This window comes from Duganella rhizosphaerae (genome assembly GCF_040364205.1).
Lineage (GTDB): Bacteria > Pseudomonadota > Gammaproteobacteria > Burkholderiales > Burkholderiaceae_D > Rugamonas > Rugamonas rhizosphaerae.
Window position 1 is genome coordinate 97,831 of record NZ_BPWK01000009.1, and the last position, 16,008, is coordinate 113,838.

Annotated in this window: 14 protein-coding genes; 8 read left to right on the forward strand and 6 right to left on the reverse strand. The window is 67.4% G+C overall.

Annotation, left to right across the window (positions count from 1 at the left end):
* Positions 1–258, forward strand: coding sequence for a DUF3079 domain-containing protein (locus tag RUGAMON1_RS19920; protein WP_445232163.1), 258 nt, complete (start codon positions 1–3; stop codon positions 256–258).
* 52 nt (positions 259–310) lie between these two features.
* On the opposite strand, the gene RUGAMON1_RS19925 is transcribed toward RUGAMON1_RS19920, so the two are convergent.
* From RUGAMON1_RS19925 to RUGAMON1_RS19945, 5 genes are read right to left on the reverse strand one after another with little or no spacing between them, the layout of a single operon-like run.
* Positions 311–973, reverse strand: coding sequence for a carbonic anhydrase (locus RUGAMON1_RS19925; protein ID WP_445232164.1), 663 nt, complete (start codon positions 971–973; stop codon positions 311–313).
* Positions 974–982: 9 nt separating this feature from the next.
* On the reverse strand, positions 983–1,663 hold the full coding sequence (locus RUGAMON1_RS19930; RefSeq protein ID WP_445232165.1) for a Crp/Fnr family transcriptional regulator: 681 nt from the start codon (positions 1,661–1,663) through the stop codon (positions 983–985).
* 10 nt (positions 1,664–1,673) lie between these two features.
* A complete protein-coding gene (hemN, locus tag RUGAMON1_RS19935) occupies positions 1,674–3,092 on the reverse strand; it encodes an oxygen-independent coproporphyrinogen III oxidase (RefSeq protein ID WP_445232166.1) in 1,419 nt (472 codons plus the stop codon).
* Between the two features lie 14 nt (positions 3,093–3,106).
* Positions 3,107–4,492 (reverse strand): NarK family nitrate/nitrite MFS transporter, encoded by a 1,386-nt coding sequence (locus tag RUGAMON1_RS19940; RefSeq protein WP_445232295.1) that lies wholly within the window; start codon positions 4,490–4,492, stop codon positions 3,107–3,109.
* A 25-nt stretch (positions 4,493–4,517) separates the two neighbouring features.
* Complete coding sequence (locus RUGAMON1_RS19945) at positions 4,518–5,786, reverse strand: MFS transporter (protein WP_445232167.1); 1,269 nt, start codon at positions 5,784–5,786, stop codon at positions 4,518–4,520.
* Positions 5,787–6,028: 242 nt separating this feature from the next.
* On the opposite strand from RUGAMON1_RS19945, the gene RUGAMON1_RS19950 reads away from it, so the two are divergent.
* Both RUGAMON1_RS19950 and RUGAMON1_RS19955 read left to right on the forward strand, forming a co-directional pair.
* On the forward strand, positions 6,029–7,996 hold the full coding sequence (locus RUGAMON1_RS19950; protein WP_445232168.1) for a hypothetical protein: 1,968 nt from the start codon (positions 6,029–6,031) through the stop codon (positions 7,994–7,996).
* A 9-nt stretch (positions 7,997–8,005) separates the two neighbouring features.
* Positions 8,006–9,772, forward strand: a complete 1,767-nt coding sequence (locus RUGAMON1_RS19955; RefSeq protein ID WP_445232169.1) for a hypothetical protein — start codon at positions 8,006–8,008, stop codon at positions 9,770–9,772.
* On the opposite strand, the gene RUGAMON1_RS19960 is transcribed toward RUGAMON1_RS19955, so the two are convergent.
* The gene (locus RUGAMON1_RS19960) at positions 9,765–10,184 is read right to left on the reverse strand and encodes an Rrf2 family transcriptional regulator (RefSeq protein ID WP_445232170.1); all 420 of its coding nucleotides are present in this window, start codon (positions 10,182–10,184) and stop codon (positions 9,765–9,767) included. The two genes, RUGAMON1_RS19955 and RUGAMON1_RS19960, sit on opposite strands and share 8 nt — an antisense overlap.
* Before the next feature lie 196 nt (positions 10,185–10,380).
* Here RUGAMON1_RS19960 and RUGAMON1_RS19965 point away from each other — a divergent pair, with 196 nt between their 5' ends.
* From RUGAMON1_RS19965 to RUGAMON1_RS19985, 5 genes are all read left to right on the forward strand, one after another.
* The gene (locus tag RUGAMON1_RS19965; protein WP_445232171.1) at positions 10,381–12,651 is read left to right on the forward strand and encodes a nitric-oxide reductase large subunit; all 2,271 of its coding nucleotides are present in this window, start codon (positions 10,381–10,383) and stop codon (positions 12,649–12,651) included.
* Positions 12,652–12,779: 128 nt separating this feature from the next.
* Positions 12,780–13,046 carry a DUF2249 domain-containing protein gene (locus RUGAMON1_RS19970; RefSeq protein ID WP_445232172.1) on the forward strand — a complete coding sequence of 89 codons (267 nt, stop codon included), beginning with the start codon at positions 12,780–12,782 and terminating at the stop codon, positions 13,044–13,046.
* Between the two features lie 105 nt (positions 13,047–13,151).
* Complete coding sequence (gene nirK / locus RUGAMON1_RS19975) at positions 13,152–14,579, forward strand: copper-containing nitrite reductase (protein ID WP_445232173.1); 1,428 nt, start codon at positions 13,152–13,154, stop codon at positions 14,577–14,579.
* Positions 14,576–15,427: a formylglycine-generating enzyme family protein gene (locus RUGAMON1_RS19980; protein WP_445232174.1), complete on the forward strand. Its 852-nt coding sequence runs from the start codon at positions 14,576–14,578 to the stop codon at positions 15,425–15,427. Before nirK ends, RUGAMON1_RS19980 begins: the two co-directional genes overlap by 4 nt.
* Positions 15,424–16,008: an SCO family protein gene (locus RUGAMON1_RS19985; protein WP_445232175.1), complete on the forward strand. Its 585-nt coding sequence runs from the start codon at positions 15,424–15,426 to the stop codon at positions 16,006–16,008. The genes RUGAMON1_RS19980 and RUGAMON1_RS19985 overlap by 4 nt, the downstream gene beginning before the upstream one ends.

The following is a 16,008-nucleotide window of genomic DNA, read 5'->3' on the forward strand; positions in this document are numbered from 1 at the left end:
ATGGCCAAGATCTTTCCGCTGCGCCCGTCGAAGCCCGAGCTGATCTGCTGGGGCTGCGACCGCTACTGCCCGGCCAACGCCATGATCTGCGGCAACGGCTCGGACCGCAGCCAGCATCCATACGAACTGTTCGGCGAGGGTTGGGAAAGCTTCGGGCTCAATGCGCAAGACCAGCCACCAGCCGCCCCAGAAGATGGGGTCAACGAAGATGGCGAAGATGGGGTCAAGTCTGACATTCGGACACGACCTCTGCCCTAGCGACCGATACGGCAGAGGCCGTGTCCGAATGTCAGACTTGACCCCAGTGTTTTTAGGCAGTTATGGCTTCGCGCGCGGTCAGCGGGCAGACCAGCGGCAGGAATTGCTGGCGGCGCGGCGAGTACGCCATCAACGCCCCGCTCTGCAAGTCGAAGTACCAGCCGTGCAGCTTGAGCTTGCCCTCGTCGACGCGGCGCTTGAGCCACGGGTAGGTCAGCAGGTTGTCCAGCGACAGCAGGATGCTGGCCAGTTCGCAGGCGTGGTGCTGCTCGGCGCTGCCGCGATGCGCCAGGTCGCGCCGCACGCGCTGCGCCACCGGCTCGGCGATGCGCATCCACTGGCCGACAAAATCGGTCTCGCGCTGCGCCGGACGCGGCGCCAGCAGCGCGCGGATGCCGCCGCAGCCGGCGTGGCCCAACACGATCACCCGTTCCACCTCCAGCTCGCAGACGGCGAACTCGATCGCCGAGCTGACCCCGGCCGACGCCGTCGGCGTGCACGGCGGCACCAGGTTGGCGATATTGCGCACCACGAAGATGTCGCCCGGATCGCTGCCGGTCAGCAGCACCGGATCGACCCGCGAATCGCAACAGCCGATCAGCAAGGTGCGCGGGCGCTGGCCGGCGCGCAAGCTGCCGTAGGGGCTCTCGTCGTTGTTGAAATACTGCTGTTGAAAACGGCTGAAACCGCTGACGAATTTTTCGATGTCTTGCATAGTTGCCTCTCAGGCGGCGCAGCGCCGCAGCGCCGGCACGTCGAGTACGGTGACCTTGCGGCCCTTGAAGGTGATCAGCTGCTGCGTGCACAACTCGGCCAGGATGCGCGAGAAATGCTCGGGCGTCAGGTTCAGCCGCGAGGCCAGCACCGCCTTGGTGACGGGCAGCGTCAGCAGTCCCCCTTCGTCCTCGTGCAATTCCTTGAGCAGGTAACCGGCCACCCGCTGGGTGCCGGAGCGCAGCGAGAACGACTCCATGTCGCACATCAGGCCGTGCATGCGCTGGCTCAGGCCGGCCAGCATCTTGCAGGCGAATTCGGGGTCGTTGTGGATTTCGCGGTAGATCGCCGGCTTGGCCACGTGCAGCAGCAGCGTGTCCTCGGTGGCCTGGGCCGAGACGATGTAGGGACTGCCCATGAACATCAGCGCTTCGCCGAAACTCTGGCCCGGCCCGATCAGCTCGATCACCTTCTCGCCGCCGGCCAACGAGGTGAACGCCAGCTTGACCTGGCCATACAGCACCTGGTGGAAGCCCACGCACGGGTCGCCGCGCTGGAAGATCATGCCGCCCCGCTCGACCCGCACTTCGGTGGTGCCGAGCGCGATGCGCGACAGTTCTTCCGGCCCCATGGAATTGAACAGCGGCACCCGCGCCAGAAAGGTTTGCACCTTGATTTTGTTTTTTTCCATGATCAGCCCTTCAGATGGTGCGCGAATACCGCGTCGGCTGCGGACCTTCCACCGGCGGCGCATGCAGATAGCTGTCGAAGGCCATGCAGATATTGCGTATCAACAGGCGTCCGCGCATCTTCACCCGCAAGCCCTTTCTGCCTATGCACAGCAAGCCTTGCTCCTCCAGTGGCTTCAGCCGTTCCAGCGCGTCGGCGAAATAGTCGGCGGTGGCGATGCCGTCCGGCAGCGGCAGGCTGGCGTAGTCCAGCTCGAAGTCGCACATCAGCTGGCCGATCACGGCCCGCCGCAGCAGATCGTCCGCGCTCAGCACGATGCCGCGCGCGATCGGCAGCTCGCCCCGGTCCAGCCGCTCGTAGTAGGCGGACAGGATCTTCTCGTTCTGGCTGTAGCTGGCGCCGACCGCGCTGATGGCCGATACGCCCAGCGCCACCATCGGCGCGTCGGCATGGGTGGAATAGCCCTGGAAGTTGCGCTGCAACTTGCCCTCGCGCTGGCTGCGCGCCAGGTCGTCCTCAGGCAGCGCGAAGTGGTCCATGCCGATGTAGACATAGCCGGCCGCCGTCAGGCGCTCGATGCACAGGCCCAGCATGGCCAGCTTGGTTTCCGCACTCGGCAGGTCGACGCTGTTGATCAGGCGCTGCGACTTGAACAGCTGCGGCATGTGGGCGTAGTTGTAGATGGCGACGCGGTCCGGCCGGGCGGCGACGATCTTGTCCAGGGTCGGCCCGAAGCTGGCCACGCTTTGCAGCGGCAGGCCGTAGATCAGGTCGACGCTGATGGAGCGGAAGCCGCAGTCGCGCGCGGCCTGCAGCACTTCCATCGTCTCTTCATAGGACTGGATGCGGTTGACCGCCTGCTGCACCGCCGGATCGAAGTCCTGGATGCCCAGGCTGATGCGGTTGAAGCCCTGCTTTCGCAGCGTGGCGATGCGCGCCGGCGTGACGGTGCGCGGATCGACCTCGATCGAGAATTCGCCCTCCTCGTCCGGCGCGAAGTCGAACTGGCCGCGCAGCGTGGCCAGCAGCGCGTCCATCTGTTCGTCGCTGAGGTAGGTCGGCGTGCCGCCGCCGAAGTGCAGCTGGTCGACCCGCCGCCGGCTGCCCAGCACCCCGCCCTGCAGCGCGATCTCGCGGTACAGGTAGCCCAGGTACTCGACCGCCTTGTGGCGGTCCTGGGTGATGATCTTGTTGCAGCCGCAGTAATAGCACAGCGACGCGCAGAACGGGATGTGCACATACAGCGACAGCGGCGCCGCCGGATCGACGCCGGCCACGGCGGCCCGGTACTGCGCGGCGCCGAAGCCGCCGTCGAAGCGGTCGGCGGTCGGATAGGAAGTGTAGCGCGGCCCCATCTGGTTCAGCTTGCGCACCAGCGCGGCGTCGAATTCAACCGATGGGGTCAGCGCTATCACACGGGCGGATGGCATGGTCGTGGCTCCGTTCAGCAAGGCATGGCCGCGTTCTTGCGGGCGTAGCACCACCAGGTGATGGCGATGCAACTGACGTAGAACGTGATGAAACACCACAGCGCGGCGTCCGGGCCGCCGGTCATGGCGATCGAGGTGCCGTAGCTCTTGGGGATGAAGAAGGCGCCATAGGCCGCGACCGCCGAGGTGAAACCCAGCACGGCAGCGCCCTCCTTGTTGGCCTCGACGATGGCTTGCTGCTGCACGGCGGCTGGCTTGCCGGCGGCGGCGCGCTGGCGCTCGGTCAGGAAGATCACCGGGATCATGCGGAAGGTCGAGGCGTTGCCGACGCCGGTGCCGGCGAACAGCAGCATGAACATCCAGAAGAAGCCGTTGAAGCTGCCGCCGGTGCCGCCGTGCGGCAGGAAGGTGATGACGCCGAACACCGCGGCGATCATGACGGCGAAGGTCCAGACGGTGACGCGGGCGCCGCCCAGCTTGTCGGAGATGATGCCGCCGGCCACGCGCGCCAGCGCGCCGACCAGGGGGCCGAGGAAGGCGTATTGCAGCGGATTGATGTCCGGGAACTGGGTCTTGATCAGCAGCGGGAAGCCGGCCGAGTAACCGATGAAGGAGCCGAAGGTGCCGGTGTAGAGCCAGCACATCAGCCAGTTGTGCTTGCGCTTGAAGATCACCGCCTGGTCGGCGAAGGAGGCCTTGGCCGAGGCCAGGTCGTTCATGCCGAACCACGCCAGCAGGCTGCTGACGACGATGAAGGGCACCCAGATGAAGCCGGCGTTCTGCAACCACAGCGTGGTGGTGTGGCCGGCCTTGGTGGCGCTTTGCGGATCGCCGCCCAGGCTGCCGAACACGCCGGCGGTGATCACCAGCGGCACCACGAACTGCACCGCCGACACGCCCAGGTTGCCCAGGCCGGCGTTCATGCCGAGCGCGTAGCCCTTCTGCGCTTTCGGAAAGAAGAAGCTGATGTTGGCCATCGACGAGGCGAAATTGCCGCCGCCGAAGCCGCACAGCAGCGCCAGCACCAGCATGGTCGGATAGCCGGTGGTGACGTCCTGCACCGCGAAGCCGATGCCGATCGCCGGGATCAGCAGCGAGGCGGTGGAGATGGTGGTCCACTTGCGGCCGCCGAAAATCGGCACCATGAAGGAATAGAAAATCCGCAAGGTGGCGCCGGACAGGCCGGGCAAGGCCGTCAGCCAGAACAGCTGGTTGGTGCTGTACTGGAAGCCGATGGCCGGCAGGTTGACCACCACCACGCTCCACACCATCCACACGGCAAACGCCAGCGCCAGCGCGGGAATCGAGATCCACAGGTTGCGGTTGGCGGTGTTGCTGCCGCCGCTGCCCCAGAACGCGGGGCTCTCCGGCTCCCACGTGTTAATCATGTATTTGCTCATCATTTTCTCCTAGTAGGGTTTTGGCTTAGGCGGCGAGCGCGCCGGCCAGCGGCTGCGGCGCCGCAGCGGGGCGGAACGAGTAATGCATCCAGATCAGCGACACGCAGACCGTGCCGTACAACAGCATGAAGGCGCTGGAGCGCACGCCGGTCAGGTCCAGCAAGGCGCCGAACATGATCGGCAGCACGAAGCCGCCCAGGCCGCCGGCCAGGCCGACCACGCCGGACACGGCGCCGATGTTGTCGCTGAAGTCGTCGCCGATGAACTTGAAGACCGAGGCCTTGCCGATCGCCATCGCGGTGCCGACCACGAACAGCAGCGCGGTGAACATCCACGGCGTCAGCGCCAGTTGCAGCTGCAGGTCGCCATGGGTGGTCTTGACGATCATCGCGGTGGGCGGATAGGACAGCAGGAAGAAGCAAACCCAGCACACCCACATCACCCACCAGGTGACCTTGTAGGCGCCGTAGCGGTCGGCGATCCAGCCGCCCAGCGCGCGCAGCACGCCGCCCGGCAGCGAGAAGCAGGCCGCCAGCAATGCCGCCAGGCGCAGGTCGAAGCCGTATTCGCCGACGTAGTATTTGGTCATCCACAGCGCCAGGCCGACGTAGCCGCCGAACACCACCGAGTAGTACTGGCAGTAGCGCCATACGCGGCGGTCCTTGAGCACCTTGAGCTGCTCGGCGAACGGCACGCTGGCGCCGCTCTGGTGCGACGGGTCGGTGGCCGAGAACACCCAGAACAGCAGCGCCGTAACCAGCATGGCGACGGCGTACACGGTGGGCAGCATTTGCCAGCCCCAGCCGGCGATGATGGCCGGCGCGACGAACTTGGTCAGCGCCGAGCCGGAATTGCCGGCGCCGAAGATGCCCATCGCCAGGCCGCGCCGCTCGCGCGAGAACCAGCGCGCCACATACGGCGTGCCGACCGAGAACGAACCGCCGGCCAGGCCGATGAACAGGCCCAGCACCAGGAACTGCCAGTAGGCGGTGGCCAGGCCGACCAGGTAGATGGCCGGCACGGTCGACAGCATCAGCAGGAAGAACACGATGCGGCCGCCGTATTTGTCGCACCAGATGCCGAGCGGCACGCGCACCAGTGAGCCGCTGAGCACGGGCATGGCGGCCAGCAGGCCGAATTCGGTTTCATTCAGGCCGAGCATCTTCTTGATGGGGATGCCCAGCACGGCGAACATCATCCAGATCGCGAAGCAGATCGTGAACGACAGGGTGCTGCTGACGAGCACCTGGACGGCCTTGTTATTGTTAGACACTTTCAATCTCCTGACGGACATGGGGATGGCATCAGGTTAAGCGCTGCGGCCCGGTCCGGCTATCGGCAGGACGGCCAGCCGGACAAGGCAATCAGGCTAGCGCCCTAGTCCAAAAGAACTAGAGGGATCAGCCAGGTTGACCAGAAGCTGATCCCGCTCAAGCAACTGGTCAAACCAGCGGTGCGCGCGTTGTCTTGCTCCACCTTCGCGACCATACTTCAAGCCCCGGGCATAGTGAGAGCGGTCCCTCAACGGAGGCTGAGATGGCAGATGTGACGGAGTTGACTTTTACAGGCGACTGGCGGATCGGCGTCAGCAGCCGCGACGCCAGCTGGGACCAGCGCGTCGTCATCAGCGGCGCGGCCGGCGGCACGCTGACACTCGGCGGCAACCCCGGCGCCATGCTCGACGTCTACGCCAACGGGCAGGCGCCATGGACGCTGAAGATCGAACACAACGACGGCCAGCACGGCTGGCAAGCCAGCTTCCTGCGCGGCACCTCGGCCATCGCCGGCGTGCACTACTCGTGGCTGGTCGAGTCCGAGGACGATACCTCGCCGGCCAGCGACCGCGACTTCAACGACCTGGTGATACGGCTTGACAAGCTCGGCATGGTGGCGCAGCCGGTGCCGCCGTTCGCCGTCATGCCCGGCACCTTGCAGGCGATGCCCGAGGGCGTGTTCGAGGCAACGCTGGGGCGCTATCTGATGGCGGTGCGGGTGCAGAACATCTGGACGCTGCCATGGCCGGCCTCGGCCCGCGTCGGCCTGACCGACCGCAGCCGCGCCTGGCTGGCGGCGGCCGGCGTCAACGTGATCGACGCCTGGTCGGTGCGCGACCTGGAGGCGCTGGGCCAGTCCATGGCGGGCGGCCGCGTGCTGACGGGCGCGCTGGCGCCGTGGGACCAGCGGATGATTTATTTCAAGGTCGACGTCGCCCAGGCGACGGTGCGCAAACACTGGGTCGAACTGCAGATGGTCACCGACCAGGGCGCCGAGCAACTGGCGCTGATCAACAAGGCCGCGCGCGCGCCGATTTCCGTGTCGCGCACCACCTTCGATCCGATCCGCTCGGCGTTCGTGTCGCGCTGCGACGTCGGCGTGATGACGGCGTCGATCAAGAAGATGACGGTGGACCTGCAAACCTTCAAGCGCGCGGTCGACCTGGCGCGCCGCATGTGGAACGGCGGTACCGGCACGGGCGGCGGCGGGTCCGGCGGCGGCGGGTCCGGCGGCGGCGGATCCGGCGGCCCCGGCTCGTTGGGCGGATGCGACCGGCGGGCGCTGGAAAAGGCCCGCGACCAGTTGCGCGCCTTCCTCGACGGCAAGGACGTCGACTTGTGCGCCGTGTGGCGGCTGGTCGCCTGCTGCTGCGCCGGCGGCGGCGGCCAGGGCGACGACGGCGGCGGCGACTGGACCGGCGGGCTCGATCCGGGGCTGGGCTTCTTTGCCTGGCCGACCGTGGTCGACTACGGCGTCGACTACAGCCATCCGTTCCCCGGACAGTATGGGCCGATTCCGTTCCAGGACCCGTGGTGGAAAATCCTGCTGATCATCATCGCCATCATCCTGTCGCTGGCGGCGGCCGCGTCCGGCGGCTCCGACCTGGTCAACCGCAGCGACGACCGGGTCATCGGCACGCTGACGCGCTCCGTGCTGAATGCGCTGAAGACCAAGCCGGCCACCCCGCCGCCCGTCACCGACCCCGGTTCGGTCGACGCCGCCGTGGTCACCCTCAACGGCCACCGCGGCATGACCTCGGCGATCTTCACGGTGCTCGACGCGGCGGCCGGCGAAGCCGCGACCACGCCTATCGTCGCCCTCGGCGGACACATCGACACGCCGGGCACGATACTGAACAACGCCCAGATCAGCGCGATCTTCCAGAACCTGGCCGACCATCCGGGCGACCCGGCGGCCCAGGACGCGGTGCGCATGTTCAAGTCCGGCGCCCGCAGCGGCACCAGCACGGCGCTGCTGGCGTCGGTGGTGCCGGTCCAGCCGCGCGGGCCGGAAGACGATGGCAGCACCGTGTTCTTCCTCAACCAGCTGAAAATGGTGACCGACGAAACCGGCGCCGCCACGTCGTGCCCGGGCGATTCCGGCTCGCTGTGGTTCCAGAAAAGCAGCCTGGCCGTGATCGGCCTGAACCACGCCGGCGGCGACGGCGCGGAAGCGATCGCCTGCCGGATCGAAGACGTGCTCGCCGCGATGGCGATTCGTTTCGCATAAGGAGAGATCATGACAGCCCCAGCCAGCAAGGTCACACTCGAACAGGCCGCCGCGTCGGAAACGCTGCGCCTGGCCCACGACCCGAACATCGTCTGCGTTGGTTATGGCTTGAAGCAGGTGCGCGGACAGACCACCCTGGCGGCGGCGCTGCAGTACCACGTGCGCGCCAAGCTCGCCTCCGAGGCCGACATCCGCCAGCTGGGCAGCACGCCGGTCGCCGCCTCGGTGGAAGGCTACCAGACCGACGTGCTGCCCTGGACCCTGGCGCGGCGCACGGCCTGCCCCGACAACCACCGCCCGACCGGCAATCGCGGCGACAACGAGGAAGACCCGCTGGTCGGCGGCACCTCGACCGCCATCCTCGGCAGCTTCATGTCCTTCCCGACCGGCTACGGCACGCTGGGCGGCATCTGCTTCGACACCTCCAGCGGCGCGGCGATGGCCTTGTCCAACGCCCACGTCTACGGCAGCGACACCGGCCACGACGCCATCCAGCCGTACACGCCGGTGTCCGACTACGTGGGCGGCGCGGTCGAGTGGCTGGCCTGCGGCGGGCCGCTGTCGCACCTGTTTTTCTGGACCGCGCCGTCGCCGCTGACCGGCATCCTGACCACCGCCGCCGCGGCCGCCTGGGTGGCGGCCGCCGCCTCCGACGCCGAGGACCCGAGCCGCTGGGGCCAGCGCACCACGCCCGTGCCGGCGCCGGGCGTGACCACCAGCCGCGAGCAGATCCACCTGGAGGCCGACGTGCCGCGCATCCCCTTCCCGGGTCGCTACTGGAGCACCTCCACGCGCTGGGACTACAGCAGGGTGACCAGCGCCGGCGCCAGCGCCGCGTCGGTGGCGCAGGAGCGGCCCAACGAGCACGTGCTGATCGGCAAGCGCGTGTTCACCGACCGCGACGTGTATGCCGGCGGCGACGCGGTGCGCATCTGCGCGCAGATCTGGACCGGCGCCGGCGAGCGCAATCCGGAACGCTTCGTCGTCGCGCACAGTTTCCCGATCGCCGACCCCGGCCGCGTGGTGCAGCGCGTGCTGCACCGGGATGTCGTCTGCGCCCGTATCGACGGCGACCTCGACGGCCAGCGCAGCACGGTCTGCCTGCATGGTTTCTCGCATCAGGTGGCCGGCATGGCGCAGGTGAACTTCCCCATCGTCGCGGCGCCGTTCGTCTTCATCGGCGAGGATTCCTCGGTGCTGCTCGATCCCGGCCCGGGCAATCCGTCCGGCGTCACCGCGCTGCGGCTGCCGGGGCGCCCGCTGGCCTTCGCCTGCCCGCCCAGCACCCACGTCGAGCTGAAGGTGTTCCACTGTGGGACGACGATCCACGCCACGGCCATCAGCGCAAACAACAGCACGGTCGACCAGGCCGACGCCTCCGGCGGCGGCGGCGTGGTGCAGACCATCGCGCTGAGCGGTCCCGAGATCGTCCGCGTGGTGCTCGACGCCGGCGAAGGCGAAGGCGAAGGCGAAGGCTATCTGGCCGAAGTGTGCGTCGACAAGCGCCGCATCGATATCGACCGCTGGAAAGGCGTGTCGACCTACTACACCGGCAGCTTCACCTTGCCGCTGAACGAGCCGGACGGCAAATGGGCGGTGGTGGTGGTGACCCAGTCGCTGGACCATACCCCGACCGGCGGCGACCCGATCCAGGCGGCGCGCCAGCTGGGCGGCATCGTCGACTCCGCCAACGTGGTGGAAACCGGCGAGTGCGCGTGCGAAATCCTGTTCGACCACACCTTCGACGTGCGCAACGACATCATCCTGCTCAGGTAGGCGCCGGCTCGGCCGGGCACGCCAAGTCGGCCAGCGTGACCGCGTCCAGCGCCGTCAGGTAGGCGTGCACCGCCTGCCCCAGCATGCCCTGCACGCAGCAGCGCCCGGCGTGCACGCAGCTGGCCTGGCGGGCGTCGAAGCAGTCGGCCATGTAAAAATCCGGCTCGCTGCTGCGCACCACCTCGCCGATGCGGATCGCCGCCGCCGCGCGCGCCAGCGCAATGCCGCCGTGCCGTCCGCGCACGGTGCGTATCACCCCCGTCAATCCCAGCTGGTACACCACCTTGGTCAGGTGGTGCCTGGACATGCCGTGGCGTTCGGCGATTTCGGCGATGGTCACCAGCCGGTCTTGCTGGCCCGCCAGGTAGATCAGCGTGCGCAGCGTGTAGTCGGTGAAGGCGGTCAGGCGCATGGTTGGCTCCGGTTTTTGCTCCAGTGGAGACGGCAGCGCCATTATTCATGCATCCAAAATATTTGTTCATAACCTGCATCAAGAAAAACAGGGATCGAATATACATGTTTAAGCGCCGCGCCTAGAATCGGCCTCGTCGATCCGGTCATCACCGCTTCGCGCTCCATCCCAACCAGCCAACTTAAGGAACCATGCCATGCACGCCACACGCAAGCTCTGGACCTGGCTCGCCGTCATCTGCGCCCTCTCCTTCGCCGTCCTCGGCTGGGTGGGCGCGGAGATCTACCTGACCGCGCCGCCCATACCCAAACAAATCATCAGTGTCGACGGCGCCGTGCTGTTCGACGAAGGCCAGGTCGACCGCGGCCAGCAAGCCTGGCTGTCGGCCGGCGGCCAGCAGCTCGGCACCGTCTGGGGCCACGGCAGCTATGTCGCCCCCGACTGGTCGGCCGACTGGCTGCACCGCGAAGCGCTGGCGCTGCGCCAGATCTGGGCCCAGCGCGAGTTCGGCGCCCGCTTCGACGACCTCAGCAAGGCCAACCAGGCGGCGCTGAACGCCCGCCTGAAGGAAGAAATGCGCCACAACACTTATGACGCGGCCAGGGGCAGCATCACGCTGTCGGCCGACCGCGCCGCCGCCGTGCGCGAAGTGGCGCGCCACTACACCGGCCTGTTCGGCGACGACCGCGCGCTCGACCACCTGCGCGAACAATATGCGATGAACGCCAATTCGCTGACCGACCAGGACGACCTGAAGGCCTTGCCGGCCTTCGTGTTCTGGTCGGCCTGGGCGGCCGCCACCGACCGTCCCGGCGCCGTCGACCTGAGCTACACCAGCAACTGGCCGCACGAGCCGCTGATCGACAACCGTCCCAGCGCCGGCGCCGGCATCTGGTCGATCGCCAGCATCATCCTGATGATAGGCGCCATCGCCGCCATGGTGATGGTGCATTCGACCGCCAAGGAGGAAGCCGATCCGGTGCCGCCGAAGACCGATCCGCTGTTCAACCTGAAGCCGACGCCGTCGATGCAGGCGACCAAGAAATACTTCTTCGTCGTCATCGGCCTGATCCTGGCGCAGGTGGGCATGGGCGTCGTCACCGCCCACTACGCGGTCGAGGGACAGAGCTTCTTCGGTTATCCGCTGGCGCAGATCCTGCCGTTCGTGGTCAGCCGCACCATCCACACCCAGTTCGCCGTGCTGTGGATCGCCACCGCCTGGCTGGCCACCGGCCTGTACATCGCGCCGGCCATCTCCGGCCACGAGCCCAAATTCCAGAAGCTGGGCGTGAACCTGCTGTTCTACGCGCTGCTGTTCATCGTGGTCGGCTCGACCGCGATGGGCTGGATCGGTTCGCTGCAACACAAGGGCACGGCCTTCGCCTTCTGGATCGGCAACCAGGGGCTGGAGTTCACCAGCATGGGTCGCATCTGGCAGGTGCTGCTGTTCGTCGGCCTGCTGTTCTGGGTGCTGCTGCTGGGCCGCGCGCTGTGGCCGGCGCTGGTCAGGAAATCGGAAAGCCGGGGCCTGATCATGATGGTGTTCCTGGCCGCGCTGTGCATCGGCGGCTTCTACGCCACCTCGCTGACCTGGGGCCGTCACACCCACTACTCGATGATCGAGTACTGGCGCTGGTGGTTGGTGCACCTGTGGGTCGAGGGCTTCTTTGAGGTGTTCGCCACCGCCGTGATCGCGCTGCTGTTCACCCGCCTGGGCCTGATCCGCGCGTCCACCGCCAACAGCGCCATCGTGCTCGAGACCATCGTGTTCCTGTTCGGCGGCATCCTCGGCACGCTGCACCACCTGTACTTCACCGGCACGCCGACCTTCGTGATCGCCATCGGCGCCATGTTCTCGGCGCTGGAAGTGGTGCCGCTGTCGATGATCGGCGTCGAAGCCTGGCGCAACTACCAGCGCTCCAAGGCCGCGCCCTGGGTGCAGACCTACAAGTGGTCGATCCTGTGCTTCATCGCGGTCGGCTTCTGGAACACCATCGGCGCCGGTCTGCTGGGCTTCTCGATCAACACCCCGATCGCGCTGTACTACATGCAGGGCCTGAACATGACGGCGGCCCACGGCCATGCCGCGCTGTTCGGCGTGTACGGCATGCTGGGCATCGGCTTGCTGCTGTTCTGCCTGCGCGGCCTGAGCGACCGCCTGGCCTGGTCCGACGCGCTGCTCAAAGTCATGTTCTGGTGCCTGAACATCGGCCTGGCGATGATGGTGTTCATCTCGCTGGTACCGGCCGGCATCTACCAGGCCTGGGCCAGCGTCAGCACCGGCATGTGGTTCGCGCGTTCGCCGGAGGTGATCCATTCGAAGCTGATGGAAACCCTGGTCTGGATGCGCGTGCCGGGTGACGTGGTGTTCGCCATCGGCACGCTGTTCCTGGCGCTGTTCGCCTGGCGCCTGTTGACCGCGCGCGGCAAGACTCGCCTGGCGGCCGTCGCCGCCGACCGCGCCTGATCGTGCTCACCCCGCACGGCCACGCGGGGTCTGACCCCAAACGGGGTCAGACCCCTAAGTGGAAGCGCCAGCGTATGACTAAAGCATGCGGGGTATTCCGCCCTGCTCTACCACACAAGGAGTTCACCATGTCCCACGATTGTTCCCAGCCAGCCATCCCGGACGGCATCTATCCCTTCGACGCCCGCGGCGTCGCCCGCCGCATGCGCCACGCGGCCATCTTCGGCGCGCTCGACGCGCTCAATCCCGGCGAGATCATGCGCTTCTGTAACGACCACGATCCCGTGCCATTGCTGGCCCAGATCCAGCACCGCTACGGGCCGCGCGTCCAGGCGGCCTACGTGTCGCGCGTGCCCGGCCAGATCATCATCGACTTCCTGGTCACCGCGCACTGATTCTCGAAATCAATAATCCAGGTCAAGGACTTTGCTGTTTGCTTCCCCTAGCATGGGCACGCACTCATCACCGAGTGCGCTCCACAACTACAAGGCGACATAACAATGAAAACGCAATTGAAACTGGTCGCGGCCGGCCTTGCCAGCGCCGTACTCGCCATGATCCCGGCCACGGCGGCCACCCCGGCCGAGCCGGCCCTGCCCACCATCACCCAGGAACTGCTGGCGCCGCCGCTGCTGCCGCCGCCGATCACCCGCAAGACCCCGGCCAAGGTGGTGGTCAACCTGACGGTGGAGGAAGTCGAACGCGAGATCGCGCCCGGCAGCCGCTACACCTTCTGGACCTTCGGCGGCACGGTGCCGGGCAAGATGATACGGGTGCGCGAAGGCGACACCGTCGAGCTGCACCTGCTCAACCTGCCGGACAACAAGCTGCCCCACAATATCGACCTGCACGCCGTGACCGGCCCCGGCGGCGGCGCCGCGCAGACCCTGATCGCGCCCGGCAACGAGGCCAGCTTCACCTTCAAGGCGCTGGCGCCGGGGTTGTACGTGTACCACTGCGCCACCGCGCCGGTCGGCATGCACGTGGCCAACGGCATGTACGGCATGATCCTGGTCGAGCCCAAGGAAGGCATGGCGCCGGTCGACCGCGAATACTATGTGATGCAGGGCGACTTCTACACCAGCGGCGCCTACCGCGCGCCCGGCGTGCAGGGCTTCGACATGCAGAAGGCCATTGATGAGAAACCGACCTACGTGCTGTTCAACGGCGCCGACGGCGCGCTGACCGGCAACAACGCGCTGACCGCCAAGGCCAACGAGAAGGTACGCTTGTACTTCGGCGTCGGCGGTCCCAACATCACGTCCAGCTTCCACATCATCGGCGCCATCTTCGACCGCGTGTACACCGAGGGCGGCAGCAAGTACCAGGAAAACGTGCAGACCACGATGGTGCCGGCCGGCGGCTCGACCATCGTCGAATTCGTCCCGCGCGTGCCGGGCAACCTGACCCTGGTCGACCATTCGCTGACGCGCGCGTTCAACAAGGGCGCCATCGGCCTGCTGGCAGTCAGCGGACCGGAGCGGCCGGAAATCTACGGCAAGGGCGTGAAGAAGGCGCTGGCCGGCACGGCCGCGCCGGCCGCAGCCAAGGCCGCGCCGCCGGCCGCCAAGCCCGCCGTGGCGGGCGTCGACCGCGCCCAGCAACTGCGCGGCAAGGCGGTCTACGACAGCAACTGCTCGGCCTGCCATCAGGCGGACGGCAAGGGCGTCGCCGGCGTGTTCCCGCCGCTGGCCAATTCCGACTTCTTCCAGCAGCGGCCGTATGAGATGGCGCACATCGTGCTCAACGGGCGCAACGGCGAGATCGTCGTCAATGGCGAGCACTACAACGGCGTCATGCCGCCGCAGGACCTGAGCGACGACGACATCGCCGCCGTCATCAACTATGTCGGCGTCGAGATGAACAAAGGCACGCCTGCGGTCACGCCGGCCCAGGTGCGCGACATGCGCAAGTCGCGCCAGCCATGAAGCCGCGCGCTGCGTCCGGCGGCTTGCTGCCGATGCTGCCCATGCTGCCGGTACTGCCAATGCTGCTGACACTGGCGGCGCTGGCGGTGTCGGCCGGCGGCGCCAACGCTGCCGACGCCGGCTACGTCGCCATCGCCGGCGGCACGCTGCGCAGCGTGCTGCCGGCCGACGGCGTGGACGCGCCGGCGCTGGTGGCGCCCTACCTGCTGCGCAGCCGGCTGGTCACCAACGCCGAGTATGCCGACTTCGTGCAGCGCACGCCCGCCTGGCAACGCGGACAGGCGCCGGCGCTGCTGGCCGCGCCGACCTATCTGTCCGGCTGGCGCGACGCCACCGACCACGCGCCGCTGGCCGCCGACGCGCCGGTGGTCCATGTGGGCTGGTTCGCCGCGCAGGCATATTGCGCCTCCGAAGGCGGCCGCCTGCCACGCTGGTACGAATGGGAGTTCGCGGCCGCCGCCGACGAGCACCGGCCCGACGCCCGCGACGATCCGGCCTGGCTGGCCCACATCCTCGGCTGGTATGCCGACGCCGGCAAGCAGCCGCCGCACAGCGTGGCGACCGGCCATGCCAACTACTACGGCATCCACGACCTGCACGGGCTGGTGTGGGAGTGGGTCGAAGACTACAGCGGCCTGTTCGTCAATGCCGACAGCCGCGCCAGCGGCGATCAAAAACTGCTCGATTATTGCGGCGGCGCCGCGGTGTCGCTGGCCGACCGCCGCAACTACGCCGTGCTGATGCGCTTGGCCCTGCTGTCCGCGATGGAAGCGCGGCAGGACGGCGCCAACTTGGGATTCCGCTGTGCGCGCGATCCCGCCCCCCAAATTCAAGAAAGCAAGCCATGAACTATATTTTCTCCCTGCGCCGCGCCGTCCTGGCCGCCGCGCTGCTGCTCCCGCTGTGCGCCTGGACGGCTCTGGCCGCCGCGCTGCCCGGCAACTCCATCTACCGCCTCGACGCCACGCTGACCGACGCAACCGGCCAGCACTTCGCCTTGCACGACATGGCGGGCACGCCGGTGCTGGTCACCATGTTCTACGGCGACTGCCATGCGGCCTGCCCGGTGATCATCGAGACGCTCAAGCGCACGGTGGCCGCGCTGGGGCCGGATGGCAAGCGCTTGCGGGTGCTGATGATCAGTCTCGATCCGCACCATGACACACCGGCCTCGCTGTCCGGCCTGCTGAAGATGCACCAGCTCGATCCGGCGCAGTTCCGCTTGGTGACAGCCGACGGCGACAGCCAGACGCGCGCACTGGCGGCCACGTTGAACATCAAGTATCGGCGGCTGGAGAACGGCGAAATCAACCACACCACCCGCATCGCCCTGCTCGACGCCCAAGGCACGGTGCAGGTGGACAGCACCCGGCTCGATGCCGAGCCGGATCCGGTGTTCGTCAAGCGGGTGGCTGCGTTGATCCGGTAA

Coding starts and splice junctions, on each gene's coding strand:
- RUGAMON1_RS19920 (WP_445232163.1), top strand. CDS start 1: ATGGCCAAGATCTTTCCGCTGCGCCCGTCGAAGCCCGAGCTGATCTGC.
- RUGAMON1_RS19925 (WP_445232164.1), bottom strand. CDS start 973: ATGCAAGACATCGAAAAATTCGTCAGCGGTTTCAGCCGTTTTCAACAG.
- RUGAMON1_RS19930 (WP_445232165.1), bottom strand. CDS start 1,663: ATGGAAAAAAACAAAATCAAGGTGCAAACCTTTCTGGCGCGGGTGCCG.
- hemN (WP_445232166.1), bottom strand. CDS start 3,092: ATGCCATCCGCCCGTGTGATAGCGCTGACCCCATCGGTTGAATTCGAC.
- RUGAMON1_RS19940 (WP_445232295.1), bottom strand. CDS start 4,492: ATGAGCAAATACATGATTAACACGTGGGAGCCGGAGAGCCCCGCGTTC.
- RUGAMON1_RS19945 (WP_445232167.1), bottom strand. CDS start 5,786: ATGTCCGTCAGGAGATTGAAAGTGTCTAACAATAACAAGGCCGTCCAG.
- RUGAMON1_RS19950 (WP_445232168.1), top strand. CDS start 6,029: ATGGCAGATGTGACGGAGTTGACTTTTACAGGCGACTGGCGGATCGGC.
- RUGAMON1_RS19955 (WP_445232169.1), top strand. CDS start 8,006: ATGACAGCCCCAGCCAGCAAGGTCACACTCGAACAGGCCGCCGCGTCG.
- RUGAMON1_RS19960 (WP_445232170.1), bottom strand. CDS start 10,184: ATGCGCCTGACCGCCTTCACCGACTACACGCTGCGCACGCTGATCTAC.
- RUGAMON1_RS19965 (WP_445232171.1), top strand. CDS start 10,381: ATGCACGCCACACGCAAGCTCTGGACCTGGCTCGCCGTCATCTGCGCC.
- RUGAMON1_RS19970 (WP_445232172.1), top strand. CDS start 12,780: ATGTCCCACGATTGTTCCCAGCCAGCCATCCCGGACGGCATCTATCCC.
- nirK (WP_445232173.1), top strand. CDS start 13,152: ATGAAAACGCAATTGAAACTGGTCGCGGCCGGCCTTGCCAGCGCCGTA.
- RUGAMON1_RS19980 (WP_445232174.1), top strand. CDS start 14,576: ATGAAGCCGCGCGCTGCGTCCGGCGGCTTGCTGCCGATGCTGCCCATG.
- RUGAMON1_RS19985 (WP_445232175.1), top strand. CDS start 15,424: ATGAACTATATTTTCTCCCTGCGCCGCGCCGTCCTGGCCGCCGCGCTG.